We start from the raw sequence: 12,245 nt of genomic DNA on the forward strand, positions 1-12,245 counted from the left end.
GGTTACGCGGCGAGCCAGACGGGCGCGATATTGGTGCCCTGGCCGAGCATGTAGCCGAAGCTGATGTTCATGTAGCCGAGCGGTTCGAGGTAACGGGCATTCGACAGCCCGCCGGCATCGCGGGCGTCGAAGCCAGCATCATTGGCCAGTTCGATCACTCGCGCTTTGGCCGCGGCGTCGTCGGCGGCGACAAAGGTCTGTACCTTGCGGCCTTCGAGGGTCAGATCGCCCGCGTAAAGCTCGGCAAAGACGGTGTTGAAGGCTTTCACCACCGGCGCATCGACCAGCTTGGCGATCTCTTCGGCGGCGGAAGAGGAATGGCCCAGCTGCAGGGCAGAGAAATCCTCGGTCACCGGGTTCGACAGATCGACGACGATCTTGCCGCTGAAATCGTTGGATTTCGCGATCTCAAGGCTGGCGTTGTACGGCGTTGCGAGGATCACCACCTCGGCCTGTTTGATGGCGGTGGCGACATCGGCGGCCTGAACCGTCACGCCCAGATCTTTCAGTTTCGCGGCGGCCTCCGTGCCACCGTTCTGGTCGGAAATGACGATGCCGTTCGAGGTCTTGGCGAGGGTGCGGGCGAGGCCGGAACCGATATTGCCGCTGCCGATAATTGCGATGTTCATGGTCTTGATCCTTATGTGTTGCTTGCGTCCCAGCCTGTCTGCCGTTGCTGACGCCATGTGTTCTTTCGATGGGCTCAAGATGCGCCTTGTCTCGGCGGAATAAAATGGTGAAGGTGTGGAATGACTTTCGTCATATTGTTCTTAATGGAGGTCTCATGGATCTGATCGACGGATTGCGCGCTTTTGTGGCGACGGCGGAGACCGGCTCTTTCACCGCCGCGGCCGAACGGCTTGGCATGTCGAACCGGCTGAGTTCGAAATATGTCGCCGAGCTGGAGGATCGTCTGGGAGTGCGGCTGTTGCAGCGCACAACGCGCAGGGTCGGACTGACCGCCGCGGGGGAGGAATTGCTGGCCCGGGCGCCTGCGCTTCTCGATGAAATGGACGAGATGCTGGGTGCGGTCACCGAGGATTCGCGCGGCTTTTCCGGCGTGTTGCGGCTTTCGGCGCCGGTGACCTTTGGCGAGATCTACGTCAAGGATCTGCTCAGCCGTTTCACCGTGCGGCATCCCGATCTCACCATTGATCTGCGCCTGAGCGACAGCTTTGTCGATCTGGCGCGCGAGGGCATCGATCTGGCCTTTCGCATCGGGCGCTCCGATCTCTCGGTGTTGAAGGCGCGGAAGCTCGGCGAAATCCGCTCGGTTCTGGTCGCCTCGCCGGAGTATCTCGCCACCCATGGCACGCCAGAGCGGCCACAGGACCTGACCGGGCACAGCTGTATCGTCGATACCAATCGTCGGCGCGCGACTCGTTGGGAATTCGGCGCCGAAGGTCAGGAAGAGGTGGTGGATGTGCCGAGCCGGTTCATGGTCAACAGCGCACGGGTGGCGCGGGATCTTGCCGCCGAGGGCATGGGCGTGGCCTTTTGCCCGCGTTTCGTGCTTGAAAAGGCGCTTGCCAGCGGGGATCTGGTCGAACTTTTGCCCGAAGTGACCAAGCCGGCCATCCCGGTGAGCGCGGTCTATCTCGAGGGGAGACGTTTGCCGCGCAAGGTGCGGGCGCTGATCGATTTCGCGGTTCAGGACTATCGCAACACCGGGTGAAGGGCGGAGAATGGCTGAACAAAACCCGAGAAACTTGACCTGAGCCAAGGTCAGCCCCCACCATGGACGTATAGCGTAGACCCGGACAGCGCCCGTGGTGGGTGCACAATCATCGGGAGGCACTCGCCATGAAGACCGTCACAATCCTTGGACCTTCGCAATCCGGCAAATCGTCATTGGCCGCGGCTCTGGCCGGGCTGGATACGGGCAAGCCCCGCTCCCTGAGCCTGTTCGGCGAGACCGCGGTGACCATGTTCAACTATCTCGATCAGGACTGGAGCCTCCTCGATTGTCCCGGTGGCGCCGAAGGGCTGGCACAATCCGGCTCGGCGCTGGCGGTGAGCGATGCCGCTGTGCTCTGCGTACCGGCCGAGGCCGATGCCGCGGTCCTGGCCGCGCCTTACCTGCGGCTTCTGGAAGCGTCCGGCGTGCCGACGCTTCTGTTCATCAACAAGGTGGATGCCGCCAGCGACCGCACCGCCGACATTGCCGCGGCGCTTCAGACCTATTCTGCCCATGGCATCGTGCTCCGTGAAATTCCGATCCGCGAAAATGGCGAAATCACCGGTATGGTCGATCTGATCTCCGAACGCGCCTGGGCCTTCCATGAGGGCGAACGCTCGTCTCTGGTTGAGATGCCCGACTCTGCGCGGGCGCGTGAGGAAGAGGCGCGTGCCGAGTTGTTGGAGCATCTCGCGGATTTCGACGATCGTTTGCTCGAAGAGCTGATCGAAGATCAGAAGCCGATGAGCGACGAGCTCTATGATGTCGCCACCCGGGTGTTGCAGCATCACGATCTGATCCCGGCTTTTCTCGGCTCTGCCTCCCATGGCAACGGGCTGACCCGCCTGATGAAAAGCCTGCGTCATGAGGTGCCCGGTGTCGCGGCGCTGACCGAACGGTTCGGCGAGACCCCGGTGGCCGTGGGCATATTCGCCGATCAGGTCAAACATCTCGGCAAGACCGTGTTGATCCGCGCCGTGGGGGCCGCGCTCAAACCCGGGGCCGAGCTGATGGGCGGCGCGATCGGGTCGCTCGTCGATATCGACACCAAGACGGCCGTGACCGAACTTGCCTTGGGTGAAATTGCGCTCACTGTGAAAACCGATCACCTTGCCTTGCGGGCCCCGATTTACGGGGCAGGGGGGGCCATCGACACGCCCGACTGGGCGGTGCCGCACAAGCCGAAGAACCGCGTTCTCGTGACGCCCGAGAGCGAACGCGATGAGGCGCGGCTTTCGGTGGCGCTGGGCAAATTGGCAGATATCGATCCGGGCCTCGCGGTCGAACAGGATCCGCAGAGCGGCAAGGCGATCCTTGCCACGCAAGGGGCGCTGCATCAGCGCCATGTGATCGAGAAGCTTGCCGATGTGTTCGGCGTCGCGGTGGAGACCCAGCATATTCCGCCGGCGCTGCGCGAGACCATCACCAAGCCGGGCGGGACGCATTACCGTCATCGCAAGCAATCCGGCGGCGCCGGGCAGTTTGCCGATGTGGTGATCGAAGTGACCCCGCTCGAGCGCGGTGCCGGTTTTGTCTTCGAGGAGATCGTCAAGGGCGGCGCGGTGCCGCGCAACTATATGTCGGCGGTCGAGGCCGGTGTGCGGGATGCGCTCGAGGCCGGACCCAATGGCCTGCCGGTGGTGGATCTCAAGGTCACGCTCACAGATGGCAAACACCACGCGGTGGACAGTTCCGACTATGCCTTCCGCGTCGCTGCGAAATCTGCCGTGCGTGAGGCTTTGAATGAGTGCAAACCGGTGGTGCTGCAGCCGATCGACAAGATCGCGGTCCATGTGCCGAGCATCTATTCCGGCGGGCTGATGCCGCTGATCACCGGGCTCAAGGGGCAGGTTCTGGGCTTCGAGGCCAATCCGGATGCCTCCGGTTGGGACGTGTTCAACGCGCTCTTGCCGGCCACCGCCGAAGACGAGTTATTCCAGGCCTTGGGCAGCGCAACGCGCGGCACCGCCTGGTATCAGGCGGAGCTTGATCACTACGAAGAGACCTATGAACCGGTGAGCCAGCTCGCGGCTGTCGACTGAGCCGTGACATAATCTGGTCAGACCTACGGGGGGAGAAGACCGCCGGGCCTCTGGGCTTGGCGGTTTTCTCTGTCCAGGGTTGGTCTCGCACGAGAGTTTTGCGGCGACGGAATGCGTGGGCTCCCGCGTATCACCCTCATAGTCGCCGCTCTCGGATGGACCCGACATATTGCGGACCGGGTCATTGAAAGGTCTGATATGAAACTCTTATACCGTTTTCTGATTGTCGCTTTGATCGCTGTCGCCGGCTATGTCGGCTGGGCCCAGTTTCGCGCGGATGGCGAGGCGGCCCCGCCGCAGACTGCCCAGGTGACGCGCGGCACGGTGCAGGAAACGGTTCTGGCCTCCGGTGTGATCGAAGCCTCGCAGCTCGTCAGCGTCGGCGCCCGCACCTCGGGTCAGATCGAAACCCTGGCGGTCGGGCTTGGCGACGAGGTCGCAGCCGGCGATCTCATCGCCCAGATCGACAGCGAAGATCAGAAGAACGACGTGCTGCAGGCCGAGGCCGATCTCGCCAATATCGAGGCGCAGATCGCGGCCAAGAACGCGTCTTTGAAAAAGGCGCAATTGTCGCTCGAACGTCTGACCCGGTTGAGCGCGCAAAACTACGCCTCGCAGGAAGATGTCGAAAGCGCCACCGCCGATCTTCAGGTCTATGAGGCCGAGTTGGAGGCCCTGGGGGCGCAGAAATCCTCCGCCGAAGTCACCGTCTCCACCGCCAAGATCGCGCTCGAACGCACCCGGGTGACCGCGCCGATCGATGGCACGGTTGTGGCCGTGGTGGTCGATGAGGGCCAGACGGTGAATGCCAACACCACCTCACCGACCATCGTGAAAATCGCCAATCTCGACAAGATGATCGTGAAGGCTGAGATTTCGGAGGCCGATGTGGTGCATGTCGCTGCCGGTCAGAGCGTCAGCTTCACCATTCTGGGCGAGCCGGACAATCCGTTTTCCGCCACCGTGCGCGATGTCGAACCGGCCCCCTCGGAGATCGAGGACAGCGATACGATCAGCACGGATGCGGCGATCTATTACAATGGCCGCCTCGAGGTCGCGAACCCGGAGCACCTGTTGCGGATCGGCATGACCACACAGGTGTCTATCGTGCTGGACGAGGCGCGGGACGTGTTGACGGTGCCGTCATCGGCGCTGAGCGCGGGGTCGGACGGGCAATACATGGTCTTGCTTTATGAGGCCGATACCGGGGCGAGCCATCCGCAGCCGGTCGAGGTCGGGCTCAACAACAAGGTGACGGCCGTGATCATCTCCGGCCTGTCCGAGGGCGATCAGGTCGTGACCGGCGCCAGCCTGTCTTCTGCCTCGTCCTCGAGCAATCAACGCATGGGCCCTCCGGGGATGTTCTAAGATGACCGATCCTCTCATTTCCGCCCGCGGCATCAGCCGCAGTTTCCAAGCCGGTGACGAGACCATCACCGTGTTGCGCGATGTCGATATCGATATCTACCCCGGCGAAATGGTCGCCATCATCGGCGCCTCCGGCTCCGGCAAATCGACCCTGATGAACATTCTCGGCTGTCTCGATCGGGCCAGTTCGGGGACCTATTCCTTCGGGGCGCGCGATGTCAGCGATCTCGGACACGATGAATTGGCGCAATTGCGGCGTGAGCATTTCGGCTTCATCTTTCAGCGCTATCAGCTGCTGTCCGATCTCGATGCGGTCGGAAATGTCGAAGTGCCGGCGATCTATGCCGGGGCGGCGCGCGGCGCAAGGCGCGCCCATGCGCAGGAGCTTTTGACCCAGCTCGGTCTCGACACCCGTTTCGATCATCGCCCCACCGAATTGTCCGGTGGTCAGCAACAGCGGGTCTCCGTCGCCCGCGCCCTGATGAATGGCGGCGAGGTCATTCTCGCCGATGAACCCACCGGTGCGCTCGACAGCAAGAGCGGCAAGGATCTCATTGCGCTGCTGCGCGATCTCAATGCCAAGGGGCACACGATCGTCATGGTCACCCATGACCCGAATGTCGCCGAACATGCCCATCGGATCATCGAGATCAGCGACGGGCGGATCGTTTCCGACACGCGCAAGACCCCGGAAAAGGATCAATCCGTGCAACCCGAACGTCCGTTCAAGGACAGCCATGGTGCCGGCGCCATGCTGCGGCGTTTGTCCGAGGCCTTCAGCATTTCCCTCAAAGCCATGCTGGCGCATCGGACGCGGTCGTTTCTGACCATGCTCGGGATTATCATCGGCATCGCTTCCGTGGTGCTGGTGGTGGCGCTCGGCAATGGCACCCAGGAAAAGGTGTTGGAGAATATCAGCTCGCTCGGCACCAATACGATCACCGTGCGGGCCGGGTCCGGCTTCGGATCACGCGATCAGGGGCGGATTGAAACGCTGATGCCGTCGGATGCCGATGCGCTGGCGCTGATGGATCTGGCGGACAGTGTCTCGCCCGCCGTGTCCTCGGCAGCCTCCGTGCTCTACCGCAACACCGAGGCCTCGGCGACGATCGGCGGGGTCTCCGGCGACTATTTTTCGGTGCATGCTTATGAGACGGTTTCCGGCACGGTGTTCACCGAGACGGATGTCGCCGATTACGCCCAGGTGGGGGTGATCGATGAGGACACGCGCGATACATTCTTTGAGGATGGCACCGATCCTCTGGGTCAGGTGCTGATCCTCGGCCATGTGCCGGTGCGGGTGATCGGTGTCGTGCGCTCTACCGGTGCCACCTTCGGGCCCTCGTCGCTCAATGTCTGGGTGCCCTATACCACCTCGATGGCGCGTATCTCCGGTCAGAACTATCTCGACAGTATCGGCGTGCGGGTCCGAGACGATTACGACATGGATCAGGCCGAGACAGAGATTTCCGCGCTCTTGACCGCACGCCATGGCACCGAGGATTTCTTCCTGACAAATACCGATACGATCCGCGAAACCATTACCTCGACCACCGAGACGTTGACCTATCTGGTGGCGATGATCGCGGTGATCTCGCTGGTGGTCGGTGGTATCGGCGTGATGAATATCATGCTCGTTTCGGTGACCGAGCGGACCAAGGAAATCGGGGTGCGTATCGCCATCGGGGCGCGGCGCTCCGATATCGTCAGCCAGTTCCTGATCGAGGCGGTGATGGTCTGTCTCGTCGGTGGCGTGCTGGGCATCGCGGCGGCGTTGTCGGGCGGTTTCCTGATCGAGGAATTCGCCAGCGATGTCCGGTTGAGTTTCTCGAGTACGGCGGTCGTCGTGGCCTTCCTGTCCTCGACGCTGATCGGCGTTACCTTCGGTTACCTGCCGGCGCGCAATGCCGCCCGGCTCGATCCGGTGGTAGCGCTGAGCCGCGAGTAAGGCCTTCGCTTCCTCACTGCGAGACGTCGATGCGTGCCAGGGGCGCAAGGGTCATGACCCGCTTATTCTTGATCGCTCACCCATGATGACCTATGCCATGCCAAAGGCCGGACGAGAGGCTTGTCTGGCACGGCAATGACACGGGACCATGCTCATGGGCACTGCGCAGGTATTTTCTTCGCTTCTGGAGTTTCTGTCGAAAGGCGGGGCGTCGATCTGGGCGATTGCTGTTCTGTCCGTGCTGGCCATGGCGTTGATCCTCTGGAAGCTCTGGGACCTCTCGGCGCTTGGCGCCTGGCGCAGCATGTCCGGCGTGGAACGCGCGCTCGAGCTTTGGGCCAAGGGCGAGGTCAGTGCTGCCACGGACTTTCTGGCGTCGCGGCGCGGTCTGCGCTCGCGCTTTCTCCGGGCTGCCATGGCGGCGCATCAGTCGCAGGACTTCGATGCTGCGGCGGCGGAGTCTGAGACCACCCGGATCGCCAAGAACCATCTGGCCCGCGCCAAAAGCGGTCTGCGGCCGCTGGAACTGATCGCGACCATCGCACCGCTTTTGGGGCTGTTGGGCACGGTTCTGGGCATGATCGCGGCGTTTCAAACCCTGCAGACCGCCGGTGCCAAGGCCGATCCCGCGATGCTCGCCGGCGGTATCTGGGAAGCGCTTCTGACCACCGCGGCCGGCATGGCGGTGGCGATCCCCGCCTCGATCGCCTTCACCGGGTTCGAAGCGGTGGCCGACCGGTTGCGCCACGAATTCGAGGACATGGCCACCCGCGTCTTTCTGCGCCCGCGTCCCTCTGCCGAGCATGCGCCCCGGATGGCGCAGGCGGCGGAGTGAGGTATGGAGTTCGGGGAGCCGAGACGCCGGCATCGCATGTCGCTGACGCCGATGATCGATGTGGTCTTTCTGCTTCTGGTGTTCTTCATGCTGGCCTCGCGTTTTGGCGTGCCGGGACAGGTGCCGCTCAGCTTGGGCGGCGGCTCCGCCTCCTATAGCGGTCCCGCCCGGCTCATTACCGTGGAGGCCGATGGGCTGGAGTTGAACGGGGTGGGGCAAAGCCAAGAGGCGGTGCTCGCCGCCCTGCCGGGCCTCACCGCGACACAAGACGATATGATCGTGTTGCAAGCCGGGGATGGCGTCTCGCTGCAACGGCTGATGGCGGTGATGCAATGGCTCGGTACGGCGGGCTATGGCAATCTCGTGCTGGTGGAGTGAGCGATGGAGTTCTCCGAACCGCCCCGCAAATCCCCGGTCGAAAGCGTTGTTCCGATGATCAACGTGGTGTTTCTCCTGCTGATCTTCTTCCTGATGGCGGCCCGGATCGCGCCGCCGGATGCGCTCGATGTGGATCTGCCGGAGGCGGCGGGCCTGACCGAGGTCGAGGCCGAATTGCCGCTTTACCTCGGACGCGACGGGACATTGGCCTTTCGTGATGCGCAGGGGCGCGAAGCGGCGCTCAAAGCGCTGAGCGAGGCTCGCGAGACCCTTTGTGCCACGGCGGCGGCCTGTCCGGACGAGACGGGCCCCAGAGTGGCCTTGCATGCCGATCGCGAGGTCGCGGCCAGGACGGTCGCCGCGCTTCTGCCGGAACTGGCACGGCTCGGCTTTCAACGGGTCGAGGTGATCACCCGGCAGGGAGGCGGCCAGTGACCCGTGTCCTGACAGCCGGGCTCTTCCTGTCGCTGGCATTGGGCGCGCATCTGGCGCTGGCCGCGGTCGCTTTTCGGAGCGGGGCCGATGGTGCCTCGGCGGCGGGGGAAGGTGGTGAGGCGGCGTTGTCGCTCCAAGCCAGCACTCTTGCGGTGGCGGACATGGTGGCGCAATGGCAGCGCCCGGTTGCGGCGCCGATCGAGACGCTGGCGACGCAGCGGGGTGTGCCGCAAATCCCCAAGGCCGATGTCGGGATAGACTTGCCCCAGGTCGATGTCGTGCCGGAGCTGCCCGCGCTTGCCGTTCCGATGACGTCAGAGCAATCGGCGGGCGCGGAGGTCTTTACCGCCCCGAGCGCCCCGAGCGTGCCACCGCCTGCGGCGCCAGAGCCGAAAGCACAGGCGAAGCCAGAAACCCGGACAGCGCAGACACGCCCTGCCGTTTCAGGCGCAGATCATGCCAGTCAGGACAGTCGTGCTGCCGGCGCCGGCGGGGGGCAGGCGGCAGGGCAATCCGCTGCCGCGGCCTCCGGGGGAAGCCTCTCCGGGGCAGAGCGTCAATCGGCCCTGGCGCAATGGCGCGCGCAGATCAATCGCAGCATCGCCCGCAAGACCCGCGCCGTACGGGGGCGCGGCGCGGTGCTGCTCGAGATCTCGATTGCGGAGTCCGGGAAGCTTCTGGCGGTGCGGGTCGTGCGTGGTTCCGGAAACGCGTCCCTCGATGCTGCGGCCGTCGAGGCGGTGAAACGTGTCGGGCGTTTTCCCGCCGCGCCCAAGGGGCTGAGCGGTACGCGGTTCGATTTCGGATTGCCGATGCGCTTCGAATGAGGCAGGCCGGGAACAGGTCCTATGACAGCTTGACCTTGGCCTGTGCCACAGGACATTTTGGGCCGATGCAAACGGTATGGATGTGGCGATGACTGTGGGAAAGCGGCTTTTCGATATTGTTCTGGCGCTGATCCTGGCCGTGTTGCTCCTGCCTTTGATCCTGGTGCTGGCATTGATCCTCTTGCTGCGGGAGGGGCGACCGGTGCTGTTTCTGTCCGAACGGATGCGGGCGCCGGATCGCGGGTTTCAGCTGGTGAAATTTCGCACCATGACCCCGGATGCCTCCGATGGCGGCGCCTCGGGCGGGCACAAGGCGATGCGGATCACCCGGACGGGGCATCTGTTGCGCCGCACAAGGCTCGATGAAATGCCGCAGCTCTGGAACATCCTGATGGGAGATATGTCCTTTGTCGGGCCGCGCCCGCCGTTGCGCCGCTATGTCGAGCGATTTCCGGAGACCTATGGGGCGGTGTTGCGCAACCGGCCGGGGGTCACCGGGCTGGCGACTTTGCGGTTTCATGCGCATGAGGATCTTCTGATGTCCTCATGCCGTTCGACCGAGGAGGCGGAGCGGATTTATTGCCAGCGATGTGTGCCCCGGAAAGCACATTTGGATTTGATCTATCAGGAAAATTCAAACCTCTGTTTTGATTTGAAAATCCTGTTTCAGACGGTTACGGCTATGCTGCACCGCAGCGGTTGAGACAGGAGGGCTTCCGCCGAAACGCGGCGCGGATGCCCGTTTCGGGCTGGCGATGGCTGGACTCGTTGTTGCCTCAGTTTTAGACTCTCTCACGTTAGCCCACTTGCGGTCAGCCGGTTGGGCGGCGCAATGCACGTTGAAGGTAGCAAACCTTTGTACAAGAAAGTCCTGATTGTCGGGTTGACCTCTCTGCCACGCGATGTCGTGCGCGCCATTCTCATGGGGACCGATATTGCGATTACCCTTGTATCGCTGCTGATCGCGGACCTGCTGTTCCTGACGAGCTGGTCGGCGGGCGCTCTGTGGATCTATCCGCTGCTCATTGCGATCGATACGTGCTGGATCATTGCGTTCCGGTTGAACCGGATCAAGCTGGTGATGTTGAATTCGCGCGATATTCTCAATATCGCCCGAGCCAGCTTCATGATGGCGATGTCGTTTCTTGTGGTGAGCTTGATCCTGGATGAGGCGCATGTCGCTCAACGTGTGGTGGTGTTCGGCATTTTCTCTTTCGCCGGAATGGTTGGGGTGCGATCGCTCGCGGTGGCTTCGCTCGGCCATCTGCGTGGCTACCTGCACAAGCGACAGAATGTGGCGATTTTCGGGGCAGGGGCAGCCGGCATTCAGCTTGCTTCGGCGCTGAACCAGTCTGCTGATATGCGGGTGGCGGCCTTTTTTGACGACAATCCGACCATGCAGGGAATGGAAATCGGCGGCGTGCCGGTCTGGTCCCCCTCGCAATTGGTCGCGGATCTTTTCCGTCATTCGATTTCGAAATTGGTGGTGGCCCTGCCGGATCATGCCCGGGCGCGGCGCAACGCGATCGTGGAAATATGCGATCAGGCGGGGATTGAAGTGCAGATCCTGCCATCCTTTTTTGATCTTCTTGCGGATCGCGGCAGTGCCCGATTGCGGACGGTGGATCCTCATGAGCTTCTGGGGCGCGGTAAGGTGGATCTGGACACGCCGGAAGTGGCCAAGAGCTATGCCGGCCGGGTGGTCATGGTGACTGGGGCGGGCGGCTCGATCGGGTCGGAGCTGTGTCGGCAATTGCTGAACTGTCGCCCGGCCAAGATCGTGCTCTATGAGCAAAGTGAATACAATCTCTATGCGGCTGATATGGAACTTCAACCGCGGGCGTTGAAACGCAACGTGCGGCTGGTTTCCTGCCTCGGCTCGGTGACCGATCCCGATCGTCTGCGTCATGTGATGCGCAGCGAGGGGGTCGAGATCGTATTGCACGCCGCGGCCTATAAACATGTCCCGATGATCGAGGAGAATGAGCTCGAGGGGGCGCGGAACAATGTGCTCGGCACCAAGGTCGCCGCTGAAATTGCGGTCGAGGAAGGGGTCGAGCGCTTCATCCTGATTTCCTCGGACAAGGCGGTGCGGCCGAGCAGCGTCATGGGGGCGACCAAGCGGATTGCCGAGCTGGTCATTCAGGACATTCAGACACGCGCACCGGCCACCAAATTCGCGATGGTGCGATTTGGCAATGTTCTGGGATCTTCCGGATCGGTGTTGCCATTGTTTCAGGCCCAGATCGAGGCTGGCGGCCCGGTGACGGTGACCGATCCCGAGGTCCGCCGCTATTTCATGACGATCACCGAGGCGGCGCGGCTGGTGCTGCTTGCCGGGGCCTATGCGGAAGGGGGCGATGTTTTCGTTCTCGATATGGGAGAACCGCAGAAGATCATATCACTGGCGCGCAAGATGATTCAGCTCTCGGGGCGTCGGGTTCTGGATCCGAAAACCGGCGAGGGCGAGATCGAGATCAAGATCGTCGGGTTGCGTCCGGGTGAGAAGCTTTTCGAGGAATTGCTGGCCGATTTCGACAATCTGCGCAAGACGCCGCACCCGAAGATCATGCGCGCTGAAGAGGCGATGCTCAGTCAGATCGAAGTGGCGGCCTTGTTGCGGGAAATTCAGGCGGCGATCAACACTTCTGATCCACAGGTTCTACGAAATGTTGTGTTGAAGCGCGTGGACGGGTACCAACCATCGGTAGGGGTCAAGCGCGAGGCGTGACTG

The 12,245-nt window shown here is 62.7% G+C and carries 11 protein-coding genes; 10 read left to right on the plus strand and 1 reads right to left on the minus strand.

Features of this window, described 5'->3' with window-relative positions; translation table 11 throughout:
• Window positions 1-2: 2 nt before the first annotated feature.
• The gene (locus BM151_RS18960; RefSeq protein ID WP_090062577.1) at window positions 3-686 is read right to left on the minus strand and encodes an NADPH-dependent F420 reductase; all 684 of its coding nucleotides are present in this window, start codon (window positions 684-686) and stop codon (window positions 3-5) included.
• Between the two features lie 98 nt (window positions 687-784).
• On the opposite strand from BM151_RS18960, the gene BM151_RS18965 reads away from it, so the two are divergent.
• From BM151_RS18965 to BM151_RS19010, 10 genes are all read left to right on the plus strand, one after another.
• Entirely contained in the window at window positions 785-1,675 is an 891-nt protein-coding gene (locus tag BM151_RS18965) for a LysR family transcriptional regulator (RefSeq protein WP_090062580.1), read from the plus strand.
• Window positions 1,676-1,803: 128 nt separating this feature from the next.
• Window positions 1,804-3,720, plus strand: coding sequence for an elongation factor G (locus tag BM151_RS18970; protein ID WP_090062582.1), 1,917 nt, complete (start codon window positions 1,804-1,806; stop codon window positions 3,718-3,720).
• Between the two features lie 198 nt (window positions 3,721-3,918).
• Window positions 3,919-5,088 carry an efflux RND transporter periplasmic adaptor subunit gene (locus BM151_RS18975; RefSeq protein WP_090062585.1) on the plus strand — a complete coding sequence of 390 codons (1,170 nt, stop codon included), beginning with the start codon at window positions 3,919-3,921 and terminating at the stop codon, window positions 5,086-5,088.
• 1 nt (window position 5,089) lies between these two features.
• Window positions 5,090-7,036, plus strand: a complete 1,947-nt coding sequence (locus BM151_RS18980; protein ID WP_090062587.1) for a MacB family efflux pump subunit — start codon at window positions 5,090-5,092, stop codon at window positions 7,034-7,036.
• 154 nt (window positions 7,037-7,190) lie between these two features.
• Window positions 7,191-7,871 carry a MotA/TolQ/ExbB proton channel family protein gene (locus tag BM151_RS18985; protein WP_245781264.1) on the plus strand — a complete coding sequence of 227 codons (681 nt, stop codon included), beginning with the start codon at window positions 7,191-7,193 and terminating at the stop codon, window positions 7,869-7,871.
• 3 nt (window positions 7,872-7,874) lie between these two features.
• Window positions 7,875-8,249, plus strand: a complete 375-nt coding sequence (locus tag BM151_RS18990) for an ExbD/TolR family protein (RefSeq protein WP_090062592.1) — start codon at window positions 7,875-7,877, stop codon at window positions 8,247-8,249.
• A gap of 3 nt (window positions 8,250-8,252) precedes the next feature.
• Window positions 8,253-8,684 carry an ExbD/TolR family protein gene (locus BM151_RS18995; protein WP_090062594.1) on the plus strand — a complete coding sequence of 144 codons (432 nt, stop codon included), beginning with the start codon at window positions 8,253-8,255 and terminating at the stop codon, window positions 8,682-8,684.
• Window positions 8,681-9,511, plus strand: a complete 831-nt coding sequence (locus BM151_RS19000; protein WP_090062597.1) for an energy transducer TonB family protein — start codon at window positions 8,681-8,683, stop codon at window positions 9,509-9,511. The genes BM151_RS18995 and BM151_RS19000 overlap by 4 nt, the downstream gene beginning before the upstream one ends.
• 88 nt (window positions 9,512-9,599) lie before the next feature.
• The gene (locus tag BM151_RS19005; protein ID WP_090062904.1) at window positions 9,600-10,214 is read left to right on the plus strand and encodes a sugar transferase; all 615 of its coding nucleotides are present in this window, start codon (window positions 9,600-9,602) and stop codon (window positions 10,212-10,214) included.
• Window positions 10,215-10,343: 129 nt separating this feature from the next.
• On the plus strand, window positions 10,344-12,242 hold the full coding sequence (locus BM151_RS19010) for a polysaccharide biosynthesis protein (protein ID WP_245781265.1): 1,899 nt from the start codon (window positions 10,344-10,346) through the stop codon (window positions 12,240-12,242).
• The last annotated feature ends 3 nt before the right edge of the window (window positions 12,243-12,245 follow it).

Source organism: Celeribacter neptunius (assembly GCF_900113955.1).
Lineage (GTDB): Bacteria > Pseudomonadota > Alphaproteobacteria > Rhodobacterales > Rhodobacteraceae > Celeribacter > Celeribacter neptunius.